Here is an 18,639-nt window from a genome sequence, read left to right on the forward strand (position 1 = left end):
TTTTTATGAAACGTGTGCTCCAATAAAGAAGAAAGGAGGAGCCATGGCACAACGGGGGCGTCCTAAGTGTTTTGACCCCGCGGCAGCGCTGGATGCAGCGGTGCTGCTGTTCTGGGAGCGAGGATTCGAGCAGACCAGCGTGGATGAAGTTGCGGCAGCGATGAATCTCTGCACGTCGAGCCTCTACTCCTCATTTGGCGACAAGGAGACTCTCTTCCTCGCCGCGGTGAACCATTATCTTGCCGGCAGAGGCGAGGTGTACCGCGAGGCGGTGCGAGAGGGAAAAACCGCGCGAGAAGGTTTCGCGAAACTCTTCGAGGTTTCGGCAAACGAATTGACGCGCACCGATCAACCCCGCGGCTGTCTGCTTTGGCTCGCGCTCCCCACCTGCTCGCCCAAGTATGAAAAGTTACAGGACGAGATGAACCGGCTTCGAGCTTCGTCGGAAGCAGGCTGGCTGAAGCGATTGCGGGAAGCGGTACGGCTCAAAGAGCTGCCAAAGAATACGGATATCGATCTGCTGGCCTCCTATTTCCGCACGACTCTCTCGGGAATGTCCCTCCAGGCGCGCTCTGGTGCGACCAAAGAACAGCTCATGAAGATTGGCCAGCTTGCGCTCGCAATATGGCCGAAACCATCCCGGAAACCGGCACAGAAAACCATGACAACTGCCTCGAAAAACCGATAGCGTTCTTTAGGCAAGAACCCAATGTGTAATTCGATTGGTCGGGGCGGAGGGATTCGACCCTCCGAACCTCTGCTCCCAAAGCGTAACGAACACCATACTCCACATTTACCCGCAATTACCATTGCGCCACAAACAACTGATTTATAAGCACAATTCCATGATCACGCTTTACTCCTGACTACTCTCTCTTCCTATAGATAGTCCCCACAAATATACCCACAGTGTCCCGAATTTCCTTGACCTCGGGTCTTTGCCCGTAGATAGTGAAACGCGTCGGCCCGGTGCTACCAACACCGAACCGACGCTGACCATATCGCCTATACGGAGGCAATGATGGCTTCTCGCCACAATAGCACCCCCGTGCCTGTTTCTCAGAAGATCCGGAGCATAGCTCTCTACGCCCGAGTCTCAACTCTCAACGGACAAAACCCTGAACTGCAGCTCGCAGAGCTCCGCGAGTATGCCACACGCCGCGGCTGGACCGTCGCCGGCGAGTACATCGACCTGTGCGTCTCTGGCGCAAAAGAGTCTTGGCCGGAGTTCAACCGCCTGATGGCCGACGCGCACCGGCGCCGCTTCGACGCAATCGCCTGCTGGAAGCTCGATCGTCTTGGCCGCAGCCTCAAGCATCTGGTCCTCACCCTCGAGGACCTGCAGGCCTACGGCGTCGCCTTCCTGGCCCTCCGCGACAACCTCGATCTCTCGACCCCATCCGGCCCGCCTCATGTTCCATGTTGTGGCCGCTATGGCCGAGTTTGAGCGTGCGCTGATCCGAGAGCGCGTCTCCGCCGGCATCCAAGCTGCCCGAGCGTGCGGCAAGCGCATCGGCCGGCCGCGGGCCTACGCGAACCCTGACCAGATCCGCGAACTGCGCGGCCAAGGCGTCCCGTGGCGCGCGATCGCCAGGCAGATGGGCATCGGCACCGGCACGGCGATGCGGGCGGTTCAGTAACCAGCTTGAGAGGAGAGAGCTATATGACTTTGAAATACGACTTCAAAGCAGCACGTGAAGAGGCTTTGAGCGCATTTGGTACCGCTCAACGCCAGCATGTCATCTCCGCAGACATGACTCTTGAAGAGACCTTCGAGCACTACATTTCACTGAGATCGCTTGGCGCACACACCACCCAGGGTCGACGGCCTGTGGCGAGCTACGTAAGCGCACAAACCCGGCGCATGGACCAGAATCACAGGAAGGCACTCCTGCTGTTCTTTCAAGAAGCCTCGCTTTCAGATATCCATTGGTATGACCTGAAAAATTACCAGAGCGCTCGGTCCACCGGAGCTGAACCCTTCATTCGCTATCGTCGACCGCAGGATGAGTTCCCGAGGCGCAACCGCAAAGGCGAAATTCTCGCTCCGCCCAAAGGGAGAACGCCCTGTCCGGTGAAACCGCAGCAGATCAATCAAGAATTGGCCACCCTTCACAAGATCTTGATGTATGCCGAAACGTGGTCTAAGGATGATCAGCGCTATTATCGTCAGCTTCGGGCGCAGAACGAGGGCATTGCGCGAGCGTTGACACCGGAAGAGCAGAAGCTGTGGCTTGAGGCATCCCTGAGTCGGCAGCGATGGATGATCGTTCACTGGTGGAGCGTGGCAAGCATCAATACCTGCATGGGCGCGAATGAACTTAACGGCCTTCGGATCGGTGACATCAATCTCAGCCAGCAGGTAGTCACCGTTCCATGGTCATCCGCGAAGAATAAGTATCGAAAGCGGACGATCGCTATTGAGAATGAAAGCTGCTTATCAGCGTTCGAGCAACTCATCGCCAGGGCCTATGACCGCGGTTCGCGAGATCCTCAGCACCATCTCTTTCCTATTGGAAAGCGGGGAGGACATGCCTACGATCCGGCGCGCCATATGACAGGAAGCGGAATTAAGCGGGAATGGAATGAGGTCCGAGCGGCGACGAACCTGCCATGGGTGGATCCATACGGGATGCGGCACACTGGCGCTACTCGCCTGGCTGAAGAAGGCTTTCCTATCGACATCATCATGGCGCGCATGGGACATGCAACGGAGGAGATGCGCCAGCACTACACCCAGATCAGCCTTTCGGCGCAGAGAAGATGGATGCAAGCCCATTCGCACGCAACGTCTTTGCCGGACATAACGGATACCTCTGCATCCATTGCTGAGGCTCTTCAGTTGCTTCGCATAGCTGGAATCACGCCACAGGACCTCGCGGGAGCACACTGAACCTGTTTGAATCTACTGCATGCAACTGTGCCTCATCTGATTTCAAGACGGCAACCACCGCGATCTTTGCTGGCTAGATCAAAAGAAAGGCCGCGTGTTGCGGCCTTGTGTTAAAAAGGGATTTGCTTGGTCTCAGTTCGTGACTGCTACCCCGGACCAGACCGCGCACCAGGTGCTTACACCCGATACTGACTTCACAAATACAGGGCATCCGGTACCGGCTCCAGCAGCCTCACCAGTGTTGCGTCCATCTATGCAAAAGCTCGTCGCTCCCAACGAGTATTGAGTTGCCAATGGTAAATTCGCAAAGGTGTAGCTGCTGCAACTCAACGGAGCTAGGGCGGTCGGTCCCGCGAATCGGTTGTAAGGCTTGTAATCGTCAAGAGACATTGTCGGCGCAATGAAATAGAAGGTTCCAGACGACGATGACGAAAAGGAGGCATTGATACTTAAGCCGGTCAATGACGTAGAGGCACCATCGGCCAACGTGGCACCTTTGGTTATCAAGCGAAAAAACATTGAGGTATTGGCAGCTGATTGATAAGCATAAGACGTGTTTGGATTGCCAGAGGAGCCAACAGACGAGATTGCTACTTGATAAAATGCTGATGGCCCCGCAACCCAACAGCTCAACGCAATTGCTCTCGAAGCTTCCCACGTGAGGCCACTTACAACAGGAAGCGTGGCCCTCCCAGACACTTCCGAGGTTAATGTAAGACAGATGACATTAGGATTGGTACCACATTCCTCATATATCTCTCTTGGCACCGCATAGCCGTCAAGCGCTCCCCCCAGAAGGCTCGAAAGTGTAGTTATAGTGATGTCTGAGCCCGATGAGCAGGTCCAGTTTGACGCTGTCTCAGGATCGAACGTCAGACTGCCCCCGGTGGACATACTTCCCAAGCGGAGCCGTTCGGTTCTGCGCTGAAAATCGCGCTCGACACGAGCAGAGCGATAATCGGCCAACTGGTCGACCCCTAGGTTTTCGAGAACGATGCTGCCCTTAAACACATCCAAGTCTTCATACCACGCATCCTGGATGTTGGCTTGGGACGACAAACTTCCTATGTACGCCACTGCGAGCAGTATCCCGGTTGATCCGGTGTTTCCCCAACCGTCATTGTGGTCACAGTTGAATGCGTATAGACCACCGAGTATCTGAAATACATAGCAGCCCATTGTCGGTACAAGGGAAGTGGGCAGCGCGTAAGTTGAATACATGTTGCTGCCGTAGATGCCCGTCATGTGCATCTGCACGCTAGCGCTTGGGTGCACATAGATCAAAGCTTCACCAAAGCCCTCGAAGGACACACCATAGAACTCTACGGCGTTGGTTCCGCCGACTCGCCCTCCGTACTGAGAGTCATTGAACTGGAACAGCCCATAAGGTGCATCCCCTATGTGCGTGCGAATGAACCTTATCGATGCTCCGTTCAGGCCGGTGGCATAAGACGCAAACAAACAGCCTGTAGTGTCACATGCATACACCAGGTAATCCTGAGTGTTCGTGTAACCGATGTTGAAAATCCCAAATATTGCGCCGAAGGCGGAGTTTTCCAGCGATGTGTGACCACCAACCGCATTGAGCCATAGGCCAACCTTAGTGCCGAGGACTCGTGAATTGCGAACGAATCCCTGGTTGTTGCACTGAATGGCGATAGTTCCAGCCTGGAATGCGGAATAGTTAGGTAGTGCAGTAGCTGTTATGGTGGCGCTTGAAACAGTCTGCGATGCTCCACTGATCGTATAAGTTCCAGTACCTCCCGTACCTGTACCAAGCGCAGTAATTGTGCATTGCCCTAAGGGACATGGAGACATCCCACTTCCGCTGATCGACTGACCGACAGCAATAGTACCGCTTGTGACAGCAGTAACCGTCAATGTGTTCCCTGAGATTGAACCAGTGAATACGGCCTCAGCAATAATCCATCCGCTTGTCACCAGGGCAGACGGGCTGCTCGGAATACCATCATTCCCAATAATAGTGATGCCATCGCATATAAAACATGCCCCATTTAGCGTTAATGCCGGCAGGAGATCAATAACCGTGGTGCCTATAGAGGGATTCCAGTTGATTGTGCTCGAGATCTCCGTATATGTTCTTGCATCACCTATCAAGTGCGGGGAATTGAAGAGCACGGGAGTCTTGAGCCCGTAACACACGCCTTGCGCCGGCAAATAGACTGGCTGACCTGTGCGCGTAGCAAGATAATCAGCCCGAGAGAGTGGCTGGTAAAGATCAGCCGAGCTCTCAGTAACAGCTCCAAACCAGCGAACATCGATAGTGCCGCTAAACAAACGGCCCCAGCGTCCCGAACTCAAAGCATAGGTGTAATTGACGGTAATCGACTGACCAGAGCTAGGGATCGCAGCCGCTGCAGAAGTCAGGCAAACATAGACCCACCATTCATTGTTGGCGATTGCAGGCGTGTTGCCTGTGTTGGACGCCGTATACGCTTGCCAGATAACCCCGTTATACCAAACGTATGCACCCTTTGCGTAGGTAGTCGTGGAACTCCATGCTTGCACAAAGTTCAACGTCCATGCGCCAGTCGTGTAATTGATCGTGCCGTATATCCCGGTACCGTAGAGCGTTCCGAAGCCCAAGTCGGTGACCGTAACTCCCGCCGAGATAGAGATATTGACTGTAGTAGGCAGAATCCCCTGCCCGGCAGTAAGGGTCCCAGTGATACTGGTTGCTCCTGTTGCCTGTACCGTTGTAGAAACAGCCGTAGTCCGGTCAGAAGGACAAACAACAACACCGCCATCAGGCCATTCTGTAGACGTTGCACTGAAGATAAAGTCTCCGCCACCCCCATCGGGCGAAGAATCAGGTCCTGCTGTCGAAGAGGAGAAGCAAGCAACAATAGCAACGGTGAGATCACTCAGTGAGGTAGACGATGTGCTGGCTAGCGTAGCAATGGTATCTGTTGTTAGCAAGGTGCCTCCTTAGAATGGCGGATCCGACACATAGTAAATTACATGCCTTCCGCGTCTGAGGGGTATCAGGAGTTCGGGGATACGCCTCGAGTAAAAAACAAATCATCTAGTTTAGGGACACCGCCAACTCGGCTCGGCGGACCATTGTTTTCAGACAGTTGCCTCGTTATCAGGCGGACGGTTTTCGGAACGCCGCCTGGCCGGGCTAGGCCATGTGCCACGCAAGGACAGCAGCGCCAGCGATCGTCGTCCGTCTAATCTTGCTGAGCACTACCGCAAGAATTTGACCAGGCCACACGTTCGATTTCAACGCGCGAGCGCCCCCTGAAGCAAAAGAAAGGGGGCCGCGCATCTGCGGCCCCCTAAAAGGAACTTGCGGGATGCTAGTTGGTGACTGCCACTCCGGACCAAACCGCACACCAGGTGTTCACGCCCGACACAGACTTAACAAACACAGGGCATCCAGTACCCGCGCCATCAGCCTCGCCGGTATTGCGACCATCTGTGCAATAGCTGGTCGCGCCAAGCGAAAACTCCACAGCAGATGGCAGGTTTGCCAATGCGTAGTTAGTGCAACTCTGGGGAGCTAGAGCAGTAGGACCAGCGAAACGGTTGTATGGAGCAAAGTCGTCATACGTCAGCATCGGCGCGATGATGTAGAGAACATAAGCTCCCGACACCGACGAAGAAATCGAGAACTGAAGCGTCGTCAGACTAGTGCTCGCCATATCCGACAACGTCACGCCTTTGCCGTAATAGCGACCGATGGTTTCGTTGCTTAGAGGGATGGTGGTGCTATACGACTGAAACAAATCCACATAGGCCGCACTTGCATTTTGAGCCCTTACCTGCACGTAGCCCGAATACGTTGATGTGGCGAACCATCCTGACATCGCAAGGGCGCGAGCAGTATTCCATGTGATATCCGAACGAACAGGTAGGCTAGCGACCACACCCGTCTCCGCAGTGCAGGATATGCAAATCACATTTGGGTTGGGGCCACACTCTTCGTAAACTTCGCGCGGGACCGTATAGCCACTCAATGCTCCTGCCAGAAGTGTAGCGAGTGGCGTAATCGCCACCGTGGTACCCGCGTGAAGCGTGTAATTGGCAGTATTTTCCGGATCAAGCGTCATGTTTCCGGTGTGAGCCATGCTCGGCAAGCGAAGCCTCTCCGTGCGCCGCTGAAAATCCGTGTCGGTCCGATTTGCCCGGTAATCTACAAAGCTCGCCCTACTGAATTGTGTGGGGGTTCCCCACACGACGCTTCCCTGGAAGATATCGAGGGAGGTGTTCCATCCGGTACTGACGGTGTTTCCAGCAGCCAGCGTCTCGCCTATGTAACATTTGGCGATGGCGCTGTCACCACTCGTGTCCCATCCTCCATTGTGATCGCAATCGAACACGCTCAGACCGCCGAGGAACTGAAAGAAATAGCTCCATGGCTCCGGGACGAGAGAAGTCGGGAGGTTATAGTTCGCATAGCCATTCGTGCCCGACAGTCCGCGGAAAACAAACTGAGGATCACAGAACGGAAGCGTGTAAACAACGGCCTCGCCAGGACCTTCAAGGGAAGTGTCGTTGAAGTAAATTTCCGTGCCGGCGATGTAGTTGATACCAGGTTCCGTCTGGTTCGGGTAGACGTATTGCGAATCATCAAACTGAAAGATGCAATACGGTCCAAAACCGAAGTGGGAACGATTAGAACTGAACGACAGGCCAGCGCGACCGAATGCCATGGATGCCCAAAATGCACCAGTAAAGTCACAAGCCTGCAAGAAGTAGTCTTGGGTGTTCGTATACCCGATGTTGAACACATTGAACATGCATCCGGACACCTGCGTGTCTTCGAGGTACGTGTGGCCTCCATTCGCATTCATCCATACGCCGACCTTCGCTTGGCCTATACGACAATCTCGAATAACACCTTGACTGTTAGCCTGAACACAGATTGTTCCAGCTTGAAATGCTTCATAATTCGGCAGGTTCGTCGACGTGATTGTTGTGCTTGCCACCGTCTGCGCTGAACCGCTGATGGTATAAGTTCCGGTCCCGCCTGTTCCAGTCCCGAGCGCAGTAATTGCGCATTGGCCGAGCGGGCAAGGAGCCATTCCCGCACCGCTGATGGACTGGCCAACAGCTAAAGCGCCGCTCGTGACCGCAGAAACAGTCAATGTATTTCCTGAAATGCTGCCTGTCACGACAGCTTCGGCAATGACCCACCCACTACTCACCAGTGTGGATACCGTGGGAAGAACATCGCTTCCGAGAATTGTGAGCTTCTCGCAAATGAACTTATTAGTGAATGTGAGAGCTGGAAGAAGATCGATAGCTGTTGTGCCTATGGAAGGAATCCATTTGATCTCACTCCCGGCCGAGCTATAAGTATTAGTATCACCGTGCAACCTTAAAGAGTTGAATAGAACAGGTGTTTTTAGGTAGAACGTTCCGACGGCCGGAACGTACACGCTTTTTCCAAACGTGGGGTTATACGTGAAGGCATAGTAGTCGGCACGAGACAAGGGCTCGTAAATATCAGAACTGATGGTCGCTCCATACCATCGGATATCCAGGGCACCTCCACAAATACGCACCCATCGCCCTGCCGAGGATGCATAGGTATAGCTCGCAGTGATCGCTTGGCCAGAACTCGGGATGGCTGCCGCAGCCGTCGTGAGGCAGACAAGTTCCCAGAAGCCGTTGTTGGGAATAGACGGGATGCTGTTGAGGTTCGCCTCACCCTGGACCGTATCCTGGTAGGCCTTCCAGATTGCGCCGTTATACCAGACCAGGTTTCCCGAAATATAGGTGGTCGTGGCCGACCACGCCTGCACAAAATTTAAAGTCCATAAGCCGGTCGTGTAGTTGATCGTGCCATAAATGCCGGTGCCGTACAGCGTTCCGAAACCCAGGTCGGTGATCGTAACTCCCGCAGAAATAGCGATCGTCGTGGGCAGAATGCCATCCCCAGGCGTAAGAGTCCCGGTGAAATAGGTACTCGTTCCATCACCCGTAGCGAGGGGTGCGGCTGAAACAGATGAAGTCCTATCGGAAGGGCAAACGACGATGCCTCCGTCAGGCCATGCGGTAGATGCCGTACCGAAAGTAAAGTCTCCACCACCCCCATCAGGTGAAGAATTGAATCCTGCACTCGAAGAGGAGAAGCAAGCAACGGTAGCGGTGGTGAGGTCGGTGATCGAGGTAGATGAAGTACTGGCGAGCGCGGCGATCGTATCCGTTGTTATCAATGTGCCTCCTAAGGATGATGGATCTCGCGAATGATAAATCACTTGCACCCATTAACAATTGAAGAAAACATTAGAAACTCGGGACACTCGAAGCAGGCCGACCTGACGCTTGCGGCGGTGATCCTCTGAACCAGTTGATCTCGAGGGCACTTTCATCGTTCGGCGGAATCACAATAGAAGCGAGATCCTTACGACTTCGGATGTGACGATGCTAGCCATTCAAGCCATTTCGCCGAGCCAGTTCCTCCAAGTTGACAATGGACCCATCGATGACCGACTTCACGACGAAGCGGAGTTCGCTGGACTCTTCATTGCCCCGCCGCTCCTCAAGGAGGAAGCGCGCCGCAGCTCGACTGAAGTGAATGGAGGACTTCCCCCTCCCCCTTCGCTCATTCTTTAGTTTGAAACCGAGCCCCCTCACTCTCGCAGCGTTGATTCTCTGGGCCAGCTGCCCTTGAGGGGAGGGCCTTGCCCGGCAGGATCATCGCTGAAGCAAGGGATCTTCCCGCACCACCATGGTGCGAAATCCTTCTTCTGTGCTCATGCCCTGGGGGAAATAGCACATACGCAAGAAGCTGCCGCAGCACATTCTCGCCAAGGCGTGCACCACGGCCCCGAGTCGTCAGCCCCTGAGCAATCAGGCCGCGGCACGGACGAGATGATCGTCAAATAGTCTGCGTCAGTGCGTTTCTCTTCGAGCAACTGCCTGGCGGCCGCCCTCGACTTCTCTGACCCTAACTCGTAGTCACCGGGTTTCATTTTGCATCCTCTTCTCTGCGGTTAATGAAGCCTGCCCCTAGCTTCGAGTTGTTGCGGGTAACAGTGAGCCTTTGGCAGGCCCTACGCCGCATTTCATTACTCTTGACCGTCGTTCCCTGTGGCGCTCTGCGCAATCGCGGTGAACCACCGCGGCAGCTTCCAGGACTGGGCATATTCCTCCAGTTCCTGAGTGCTCATGCGATCGAACAAGTCGTTCAGGCTCACTTGCTCAGTGCGTTCAATCCATTGGCCGGCAGCGTTGATCTTGCTGTATGCCTGGACAGCAGCGACGACCGCTGCCGCCGTGACGTCGACCTCTCCGGCCTTCTCGATGATCTTCTCGAGAGCTGCGCGGACGTTTCTCTGGCGCTTGGGGAAAAGACCAAACGCGTGTGCGTGTCGGTAGACACTCGCGCGATCCGACAGACCGAACTCTTCTGCGATCGCTGCAGGACTGCGCCAGGCGATGAAAGCGGCATCGATATCCTCGCACTGAGCATGAGCGCAGATGGAGCAGGCGCGCCGATGACGACCGAGGTTCACTGGAGCATTCGTCGGCTGAAGCTTATTCATTCAGGCTCCGGAATTCGCTGTCGATCGACTTCAAGGATTGATAGCGTAGGGCCCAGGAGGAAGCCATGGATCTGATTGTGGTCTTCTCTGTCATCGTTCTGCTCTTCTTCGCTTTTGCCGTGGTGCATGAGGCATGGCACGACCGCAAATTTCCGCGGGATACCGGCATGCTGTTCCTCACATGGCTACTGGTTATCTGTGGCGCTACCTTTCTTGGCTTTCTCGCGAGCTAATTGCAGCGCACCGCCTTGGGCTGCCCTCAGCAGGGCTCCAGGAGCGTTCGCGACTCGGGCGGCTGTCATCAGCGTTCTCGGCGAAGCCAGCACCGCAGGAGCAAGCAGGCTAATTGCTGCCCCTCTGACAGCGCCGGGAATTCCACCACCATTGCCATAGCCGTAAAGGCTGCCTCCAACGGATCCGATCAGCGCTCCGGTGTGAGCCTTCAGCCTGCCGGCGACTCTCTGCGTGAAGGGCGCATTGAGATCCGCACTCTCCGCACGCTTGGCGACAGGAATCAGGCCTCCGATCCTGCGATCCAGGTCTGCTGCCTCAGGCACGGCGCGATGGAACTCGTCCGTGAGAGCGCCATAGGCTCTGCGTGCGGTTCCAGTGACGCTAGGCGACACCTCCGGATTCCAGTTGTGCACAAACTCATTGCCGAAGCCGCGACGCAGGTTGAGCAGTTCCCGTGGAGTCACCTGCTCCGGAATCAGCTCTCCGGTATTGAACCGCTGGCTCAGGAACTTTGACATCGGCTGCAGTTGGCCTGCTTCCTTCTCGGCATTCTGTGCTGTCGCTCGACCGATAGCACTGCCGACGATTCCGCGGGCTGGGATCAGCGATCCTATCCGGTTCGGCTCAGTCGTAGGAATTACACCCGCAATGGGATGCGGCTGCGTCACGCGGCCGAACTCATCAAGAACTGGCTCCTGGAGTAGACCAGAGATCGCAGGCCGCGGGCGAACACTGGCCACATCCGCAATCCGATCGAGTTGTGGATTCAGCTGATTGAGCGTTGCCTGCGCGCTGTTTGCGACAGCACGCGGAGAGTATCCCTTCGTCTCATCGAGAATCATGCGACCAGGCGTTCTGCCGTATGCCCGATCGGTCTTCCGGATACCGATGGCTGACTCAGCCAGAGCCGGCGCCACTGCGCGCATGCCCTCGCCGATAGCCCCGCCACCTGCGCCAGCCAGGGCACCGGAAGCAAAGCCACCGCCCTGCATGGCATTGATTGCCCCAGATGTGAGCGCGTTGTATCCGACTCGTGCAAGTGGTGCTGCGGCGCGGCCGGCGCTAGGAATCAAAGAGGCAATGCGGCCCGCCGCTTCCTCTTCTCCTAAGCCAGGGATGAGGAATTCGCCAGCCTGCTCGATGCCTCGACCAATGCCCTGCATGGTGCCATGCGGAGTGCTGGCCGCACTGAGCTGCGCACGGGCCTGCTGTGAGGAATGCCCTCCAACCAGCGGTGTCGTCAGCCAATTACCGATGCCTGGAATCTTGGCAACCGCGTTATCTATGTTCGATACGTCCCCAGCGATTCCCTTGGCTGCGCCCTTGGCCAGATTGCTGGCACCAGACTTGATCGTGTCCCAAACGCCCTGATGCTGCGCGTCCCCGGTGCCAGCCTGCCAGAGCTTCCAGTCGTCGTTGCTCGAGACTGTGCTAGGCGATGCGCTGCCCTTTGCCTGCGAAGCCTTGTACTGCGCCGCCGCGTCTTCCCATGGATCCTGTGCCATTACTTCACCGTCCATCCGTCTTGAGTAGCCAGCTATTTTGCCTTGTTCACATCACCACCAGCCATGCCGATGTACTGATTGATCACCGACTTGTTCGGCGTACGCGCAGGCCCATCATCCGTTGCACCGAGATACTGCGCTTCGTTACGCGCCTTGGTGACATCCTCCACATAGCGCTCGCGTCCGAGATCGACCATTTGGCGCATCTGCTCAGGGCTCAACGTCACCCCCTGCAGGTAACCATCCTTGTCGAACTTCGCTTGCAGCCCCTGGAGATATGGCATCGACTGCTGAGCTTCCTGGATGATGTCGCGGCTGAGGCGCGCGCCCTTCTGAAGTCCCATCGTCATACCGAGGTGATTGGCAAGCAGCGAGAGCATGGCCTGCTGGTTGTGGTTCTTGACCGCATCTTCATAGTTCTTCGCCATCACGTTGAAGCGCTCAGCCGAATCCATCGCCGGCTGATACGCCTTGAAGGCTGCCTGGCGCGTAGACACGTCCTGCTTGCCCTGGTCACGCTGATTGGCGTAGAAGTTTGTGACTTGCTGGCCGAGCGTCTTTCGGTCGCGATAAGCCTTCACGAAGGCGCGCTCGTCAGAAGAGAGTTGCTGGCCTTCGATCGACTTCGCAACCAGGGATTCATACCTCTGATCATCCTGTGCCGCCGATTCGCCCGGCTGCTTCAGCGCCTGAACCTGCCCAATCCCTGGAGCCGGGCGATACATGCCGGTCTGCTCGTTGTACTCGAGCGGCTCGTTGTTCATCCCGAGCATGCCGGTCACCGGCTTCCATTGGCCCGCAAGCTTCGTACGCAATTCCGGAGCAAGCTGATCTTCCGGAAGCGGCACGATCTTGTTATTCGCATCGAAGCCAAGACCATGCTCGGCGAGCTGTGCCTCCATCTCCTGCTGAGCAGCTTTCCGCGCTTCAGGAATCTCCGCCGTGCGTGCATTCGCCTCTGCAGTCTGCGCTTTCTGCTCCTCTGTTTGCGCCTCATTCAACTGCTGCTTCTCTTCGTTGCCGATGCGGTTTTCGAGTCCCTGTTTCTGAAGTCCGAAGTTGATCGACGTGCCCGGAATGAGGGATGCGGCTGCGCCATGGAAAGGCAAACTAGCCCCGATGTCGGCGATGGTCGCCGGAACCTGCGCGATGCCACCGAGAATCTTGCCGAGGATCGGATGGTTCTGCCCGAAGTTGCTGTGCGTAATGCTGGAATAAACAGACTCGAGCGGCGCGTGGCGTCCGGCCATCATCGCTTGTTCCTGTTTGTCGCCGATAAGCGTGCCGCGCGGATACTGCACCTGCTGGTTCACGGGAGCCAGCGCAGCCGTGCGACCGGCCATCTGCGGCACGTCAGGCATGACGGTTGTCGGCGCGATCGTCATCGCGGATGGCGTGGCCCCGAATGACAGAGGAGCAAGGTAGCCAGCATCTCGAGCGTGCGCGATGCCACCAGGAAGCTGCATAGGGGCAGGCGCGGCATCGGCCTGTGGCGCTCTATAAGCGGCCATCTGGACAGAATCCCGACCTGACAGGGTCAACGCACGTGTGGACTGCGGAGAGCCAGGAGCAGCCATCTGCGGTACATCGCCCGCAGGAGGCACAAGGGTCAGCCTTCTCTGATTTGGATCGAGATTGAGCGTATATGGAGCCATCGTTGCCATTAGAGACTGAACCCCCATCTGTTTGAGATTTTCCAGATACTGCCAACTTCACGAATCACGGGAAATATCATGCCATCCATGGAAGAGCCTCCTGTTCTGTTGCCCGCTCAACTTCACGATGATCGAAGAACGACCGGCAGGAGTTACTCAGGCCGACGCATGCCCATGACTCCGAGATCCTGCCAGTCGGTGATGACTCGGCCCGTGCGGAGTCGTATACGGTATCCGGCGCGCCATGTAAGCAGCACTTCAAGAGCGCACGATCACATGGAGAAAACGCGCTCAGATCGCTTCTACGCTCCACGAGCAGCGTTCTTCTCCGCGCGGTATCGCTCTGCTTCGAGTCGTGCATTGTCCATCTCCCTGAAGTGCTCTTGCGCCCTTTCGGCCATCGGGTTTCTGCGCTTTGCATTGGGATCGTGCGGCGGCGATTCCCCTGGCTTCCACGGCCAACTCTCCGGCAGATTCCATTTCCCGGAGATGAAGAACTTGTGCGACGAGCCCCAGACCCACTGCAGGCGCTCCGAATGCTCGCCAAGCAAATTCCACCGCGCCGTCATATGCTCCCGAGCTGCCGCCGCATCCACGCCGCTGAGCTTCATGTGCGCCTGCATCACTTCGTGCAGATCTCGCTGCTCTCGCATGCCGAAGCAGCCAACGGCTTCGCAGAGGATTCTCAGCTCGAGCGAAGCGTCGGGTCGCTCTTGCGAATCGACCGGTGGGGAGATTTTCAGATTCCGAACAGCAGGAACTACAGCGCGCGTCGAGACTGGCAGAGGAGAAGACTTGTCAGAAACACGGGGAGCCGAAGGCGAGCCGTTTTCTTCTTTCTTTACTTCTTCTTCTTTTTCTTTAGGGGCTACACTTTGTGACATCGCGTGACTGTCACACTCGGTCACGCTCGCGTCACGCTTTGAAGCTCGATGCTTCTGCTGGCGAAATTTATCCGCTTCTCGCTTCAAATCGAGGTTCTTGAGGTCACGATAATGGGCGAAGTTAACAATCCTCCATCCCCAAGAACGCTCTGCGGCCAAGCGTACGAGCCTGCGTCCTTCCTCTTCAGCAGAGCGACTGTCCGTATCGGGTTCCTCGAGCACGCTGAGAGCGCGCTCGACCACATCAAGTGGCACGCCCGTCTGGCGGGAGATGGCCCGGGGCGTCATGTCGACCTCGCCAGTCTTGTAGTCAGCGAGCTTCAGCAGATCTTCAAAGACGTGGCGTACCTGCCAGTCATCAGCAATTGTGGAATCTAAGATCTGTCGAAATACTTTGACGAACACTAGGCCGCCCTCGTTTCCGCAGCCCCAGATGCCTGCCCGTGAAGATCGCAGCACCTCATACCGCCTCCTGCCGGAGAGCTCGCACGCTGCGCTGTGCGGCAATCGTCAGAAGCGAACACTGAAGCGGCTCGAAGCTCTCTCCCGACCCGCAGGCGGCGCTTCTTGCGGCTGCGTTCGCGCGTGGTATGATTCCGCTTGTTCAAGAGATTCATCCTTCCCAAGCCCGGTCTATGCCGGGCTTTTGCTTTCGCCTGAGAAACTTCCTTTTCAGGCAACGTCGCGATGCGCTGGAACAAAGCCTTCCTCGAGCACACGCTCGATCTCAGAAGCCGCAACCCGCACGCAGCGCCCCACACGGTACACGCTGATACGCCGTTCGCCGATCCAGTTCCGCAGCGTTTTCGGTTTAATAGCCAGCCGCACGGCCGCTTGCTCGACCGCCAGCAGTTCCTCATGATGTGCCATATCTGCACTCCCCTTGTATTGGGTGCTATCGCCATAGCTTTGCGCCACCGTGGCTACCCTTGAGCGCAATCATTACTTGACTACCTTTCCGTGTCGATTTATTTTGATTGGAATTTGTATATAGAAATATTCCATCAAAAATAGAGAACGGGAGATCTGGACACATGCCGTCGCAAAGCACGTCCAAGCTTCCGCCAATCAGAGTCTTGGCGGATTTGGACCCAGACGAATTCTTGAAAACGCTAAACAGCAAAAGCCTCAATGCTGGTCGCACTGCCAAGAGGCGTCCACAGGGAGCATTCCTTCACGGATTTTGGCTGGATAGACAAGATGCGAATGATCGTCTTCGCTATTACATCGATGAGTGGCTGGAGACAGGATGTCTGGGACGCGAAGAGAATCCCGAAAAGCGAGATATCCGAAAAGCAAAGGACGCCCATACCGCTTTTCGGAGGTTCAATAGCCTTGCGCGCTTCTCATTCGTAATCGATGGCGATGGGCTAGCTGCTATTAGAATGCCAAGCTTTCAAGAGATTCGAATGGCTGGGCCCTCTGATCACCAAGGAGACACTTCTGCGGAGGTCGGATTCTCACTCTTCTTCTTGTGCGATTGGCATGTAAAGCTCGCAAAATGCCGAAATGACAAGTGCCGAGACTACTTCTTTCTTAAGCATTGGAGGCGGAACTATCGCGGAGGAACACTGTGCCAAGCGTGCAGAAACATATCGTATCGATCGCAGAACAGTCAGTCCGCTAAAAACGGAAGGGCTGAGAGAAAATCAGATTTATATATCAAACTGGCAAAGAAGTTCTCACGGGCAATTGCCAAGAGTGATGAGTGGTATTCAAATTCAAAACTGATAGACAAATTGGTTGACTACGCAAATGCCTGCATCTCCGAGGATGCGGATCTCGCTGCGCTTTATCGCGAGGGAATACAAAAAAAATGGTTTGGGTGGAATCAGAACCGCGTAGGCATTAGTAACGCGGTACGGACCTTCCAAAACAAGCAATAGCGGACCATGGCTTCAAATAGATAAAAGAAAGGACCTACGTTGGCAATCTATAAACGCGGCGGCGTCTGGTGGTATGAGTTCGTCTTTCAAGGCCAACGTATCCGCGAGAGCACGCATTCCGCGAACAAGGAAGTAGCGGGACGCGTGGAGCGTGAGCGTCGACGCGCGCTGGAGCTAGGATCTGCAGGCCTTAAGAAGATCGCCGGCCCCCTGAGCGTCTCACGCGCGATCGATGCCTACTGCAAGCTGCGCGAGCCACACTGGGCGAAGCGAACCCGAGGCATCCATGAATCGAGCCGCAAACAGCTCGAGCCCGCATTCGGAAAGCTGCTCCTCTCAGACATCAAGCCTCAGCACATCAGCCGCTACCAACGGGATCGCCAGAAAGCTGGCGTCAGTGGTCGCACTATCAACATCGAAGTCGGACTGCTGCGCCAGGTGCTGATGCACCACCGCATGTGGCACGACATCTCCCCAGACGTACGCATGCTACGCGAGCGCGAAGACATCGGCCGAGCTCTCACACCAGACGAAGAGGTTCGCCTGCTCGCCGCCGCGAAGAAGAGCAGCAGTCGCAGCCTCTACCCCGCTGTTCTACTTTCCATCCATACGGGCCTCCGCAATGAAGAGCTGCGGCTCCTGCGCTGGCGCCAGGTCGATCTGCTTGAAGAAACCATCACTGTCGGCAAGAGCAAGACCCAGGGAGGCGAAGGCCGCGTTGTCCCCCTGTCAGACACGGCGCTGTCTTGCCTGAAGGATTGGCGGAGTCAGTTCGCCGATGCGGAACCTGCGCATTTCGTATTTCCGTCGGAGCGTTACGGGCTTCATGGAAAGAAGGGCGAGTTCGGCGGCGAGGTGAAGGTCTATCACTACGACCCCAAGGTCGCTATCGCCGGCTGGAAGTCGTCCTGGACAACCTGCAGAACCAGAGCGAAAGTCACCTGCCGCTGGCATGATCTGAGACATACGTTCATCTCGCGCATGGGCGAGAATCGCGTCGCCGATCAGACGCTCCTCGCTCTCGCAGGCCAGCTCTCGCGGCGGATGCTCGAGCGCTACAGCCACGCGAGGAATGAATCGAAGAGAGCGGCGGTAAAAATGCTGGATTCACCGGCCGAGCCGGAAGTGTCCCCACAAATTCCCCCCACAAGCGGGCAACTCAAAAACCAAAGATATCATGTAAGTGGTTTATTTTGTTGGTCGGGGCGGAGGGATTCGAACCCCCGACCCTCTGCTCCCAAAGCAGATGCGCTACCAGACTGCGCTACGCCCCGACATGTGCGCTCCCGGCTCTCGCTCTCGCAAAAGCCCCCGCGCTCATCAGATTGTACCGCAGAGCCGCCCGCCCACTCCGTCTCGAAACGGAGCCAAATGCTGCCCTCAATAGCCATGCAGCAGACGAGCCACGATCCACCACAGCACCAGACCTGGCAGCGCGAAAATCGCAGCCAGCACCAGCAGAATCATCCCCAGAAACACCGCATCTTTCCACGTGTGCCGGTGCGGTTCGGCCAGATGCCGCGACAGCAGCGCATAGTTCCGCCGGTTCGCCTTCCACGCAATATCGAAGGCATCGCCCAGCAGCGGAATCGATCCGATCAGCACATCGATCGCGAGGTTCACCACCATGCGCGTCAGCGTCACATACGGCACGCCGCGAAACCACGCCGCCACCACGATCACGCATGAGGCCAGGCCGGCCAGGATATCTCCCAGCCCCGGCACCAGACCGATAATCCCGTCGATGCCGAAGCGGATCGAGGTGCCCGGAATGCGGAACCAGTCATCCAGCACATGCGCCAGCAGGTCCAGGTTCTCGTCGTCGAAGAGCCGCCGTCCCAGCCGCGTCCTGTTGCGCAGCGGCGGCAGAATCTCGGGCGATGCGACAGCCGGCGTCTTTGCCATATCCCTCATATGATGCGTACTTCTTCCACAGGACGCCCCAATCTCCCGCCACCGATGCTACAATCGAAAAAGCGTTACGGCGGCTATAGTTCAGTGGCAGAACACCGGTTTGTGGCACCGGGTGTCGTGGGTTCGATCCCCACTAGCCGCCCCAGTC

General features: G+C 56.4%; 11 protein-coding genes, 2 tRNA genes and 2 pseudogenes. 6 read left to right on the plus strand and 9 right to left on the minus strand.

Features of this window, described 5'->3' with window-relative positions; all coding sequences use genetic code 11:
• Nucleotides 1-43 precede the first annotated feature (43 nt).
• The 3 genes and pseudogenes from ESZ00_RS16560 to ESZ00_RS16575 all read left to right on the plus strand — a co-directional run bounded on the left by ESZ00_RS16560 (nt 44) and on the right by ESZ00_RS16575 (nt 2,893).
• Nucleotides 44-688 carry a TetR/AcrR family transcriptional regulator gene (locus ESZ00_RS16560; protein ID WP_129209445.1) on the plus strand — a complete coding sequence of 215 codons (645 nt, stop codon included), beginning with the start codon at nt 44-46 and terminating at the stop codon, nt 686-688.
• Between the two features lie 333 nt (nt 689-1,021).
• Nucleotides 1,022-1,640 (plus strand): annotated as a pseudogene (locus ESZ00_RS16565) (recombinase family protein).
• 23 nt (nt 1,641-1,663) lie between these two features.
• Nucleotides 1,664-2,893, plus strand: coding sequence for a tyrosine-type recombinase/integrase (locus ESZ00_RS16575; RefSeq protein WP_129209448.1), 1,230 nt, complete (start codon nt 1,664-1,666; stop codon nt 2,891-2,893).
• Nucleotides 2,894-3,025: 132 nt separating this feature from the next.
• Here the strand turns inward: ESZ00_RS16575 and ESZ00_RS16580 are convergent, their stop codons facing one another.
• The 3 genes from ESZ00_RS16580 to ESZ00_RS16590 form a co-directional block, all read right to left on the minus strand.
• The gene (locus tag ESZ00_RS16580) at nt 3,026-5,833 is read right to left on the minus strand and encodes a hypothetical protein (RefSeq protein ID WP_129209449.1); all 2,808 of its coding nucleotides are present in this window, start codon (nt 5,831-5,833) and stop codon (nt 3,026-3,028) included.
• 383 nt (nt 5,834-6,216) lie between these two features.
• The gene (locus ESZ00_RS16585) at nt 6,217-9,081 is read right to left on the minus strand and encodes a hypothetical protein (protein ID WP_129209450.1); all 2,865 of its coding nucleotides are present in this window, start codon (nt 9,079-9,081) and stop codon (nt 6,217-6,219) included.
• 855 nt (nt 9,082-9,936) lie between these two features.
• Entirely contained in the window at nt 9,937-10,413 is a 477-nt protein-coding gene (locus ESZ00_RS16590) for a hypothetical protein (RefSeq protein ID WP_129209451.1), read from the minus strand.
• 65 nt (nt 10,414-10,478) lie between these two features.
• On the opposite strand from ESZ00_RS16590, the gene ESZ00_RS20120 reads away from it, so the two are divergent.
• Complete coding sequence (locus ESZ00_RS20120; RefSeq protein WP_164981569.1) at nt 10,479-10,646, plus strand: hypothetical protein; 168 nt, start codon at nt 10,479-10,481, stop codon at nt 10,644-10,646.
• Here ESZ00_RS20120 and ESZ00_RS16595 read toward each other — a convergent pair.
• From ESZ00_RS16595 to ESZ00_RS16610, 4 genes are all read right to left on the minus strand, one after another.
• Entirely contained in the window at nt 10,599-12,152 is a 1,554-nt protein-coding gene (locus ESZ00_RS16595) for a hypothetical protein (RefSeq protein ID WP_129209452.1), read from the minus strand. The genes ESZ00_RS20120 and ESZ00_RS16595 overlap by 48 nt on opposite strands.
• A 32-nt stretch (nt 12,153-12,184) precedes the next feature.
• Nucleotides 12,185-13,663, minus strand: a complete 1,479-nt coding sequence (locus ESZ00_RS16600) for a hypothetical protein (protein ID WP_129209453.1) — start codon at nt 13,661-13,663, stop codon at nt 12,185-12,187.
• Nucleotides 13,664-14,109: 446 nt separating this feature from the next.
• A complete protein-coding gene (locus ESZ00_RS16605; RefSeq protein ID WP_129209454.1) occupies nt 14,110-15,096 on the minus strand; it encodes a hypothetical protein in 987 nt (328 codons plus the stop codon).
• Nucleotides 15,097-15,363: 267 nt separating this feature from the next.
• Nucleotides 15,364-15,561 (minus strand): helix-turn-helix domain-containing protein, encoded by a 198-nt coding sequence (locus ESZ00_RS16610; RefSeq protein ID WP_129209455.1) that lies wholly within the window; start codon nt 15,559-15,561, stop codon nt 15,364-15,366.
• 1,502 nt (nt 15,562-17,063) lie between these two features.
• On the opposite strand from ESZ00_RS16610, the pseudogene ESZ00_RS20520 reads away from it, so the two are divergent.
• Nucleotides 17,064-17,639, plus strand: a pseudogene (locus ESZ00_RS20520) (site-specific integrase); the annotation flags it as partial.
• A 135-nt stretch (nt 17,640-17,774) separates the two neighbouring features.
• Here the strand turns inward: ESZ00_RS20520 and ESZ00_RS16620 are convergent.
• Nucleotides 17,775-17,851: transfer RNA gene (locus tag ESZ00_RS16620), tRNA-Pro, on the minus strand.
• 106 nt (nt 17,852-17,957) lie between these two features.
• Nucleotides 17,958-18,482 carry a DUF4112 domain-containing protein gene (locus ESZ00_RS16625; protein WP_129209456.1) on the minus strand — a complete coding sequence of 175 codons (525 nt, stop codon included), beginning with the start codon at nt 18,480-18,482 and terminating at the stop codon, nt 17,958-17,960.
• A 79-nt stretch (nt 18,483-18,561) separates the two neighbouring features.
• Between ESZ00_RS16625 and ESZ00_RS16630 the strand changes: the two genes are divergently transcribed.
• Nucleotides 18,562-18,636, plus strand: a tRNA-His gene (locus ESZ00_RS16630).
• The last annotated feature ends 3 nt before the right edge of the window (nt 18,637-18,639 follow it).

The organism is Silvibacterium dinghuense (assembly GCF_004123295.1).
Lineage (GTDB): Bacteria > Acidobacteriota > Terriglobia > Terriglobales > Acidobacteriaceae > Silvibacterium > Silvibacterium dinghuense.

Coding starts and splice junctions, on each gene's coding strand:
- ESZ00_RS16560 (WP_129209445.1), top strand. CDS start 44: ATGGCACAACGGGGGCGTCCTAAGTGTTTTGACCCCGCGGCAGCGCTG.
- ESZ00_RS16575 (WP_129209448.1), top strand. CDS start 1,664: ATGACTTTGAAATACGACTTCAAAGCAGCACGTGAAGAGGCTTTGAGC.
- ESZ00_RS16590 (WP_129209451.1), bottom strand. CDS start 10,413: ATGAATAAGCTTCAGCCGACGAATGCTCCAGTGAACCTCGGTCGTCAT.
- ESZ00_RS20120 (WP_164981569.1), top strand. CDS start 10,479: ATGGATCTGATTGTGGTCTTCTCTGTCATCGTTCTGCTCTTCTTCGCT.
- ESZ00_RS16595 (WP_129209452.1), bottom strand. CDS start 12,152: ATGGCACAGGATCCATGGGAAGACGCGGCGGCGCAGTACAAGGCTTCG.
- ESZ00_RS16600 (WP_129209453.1), bottom strand. CDS start 13,663: ATGGCCGCTTATAGAGCGCCACAGGCCGATGCCGCGCCTGCCCCTATG.
- ESZ00_RS16610 (WP_129209455.1), bottom strand. CDS start 15,561: ATGGCACATCATGAGGAACTGCTGGCGGTCGAGCAAGCGGCCGTGCGG.
- ESZ00_RS16625 (WP_129209456.1), bottom strand. CDS start 18,482: ATGGCAAAGACGCCGGCTGTCGCATCGCCCGAGATTCTGCCGCCGCTG.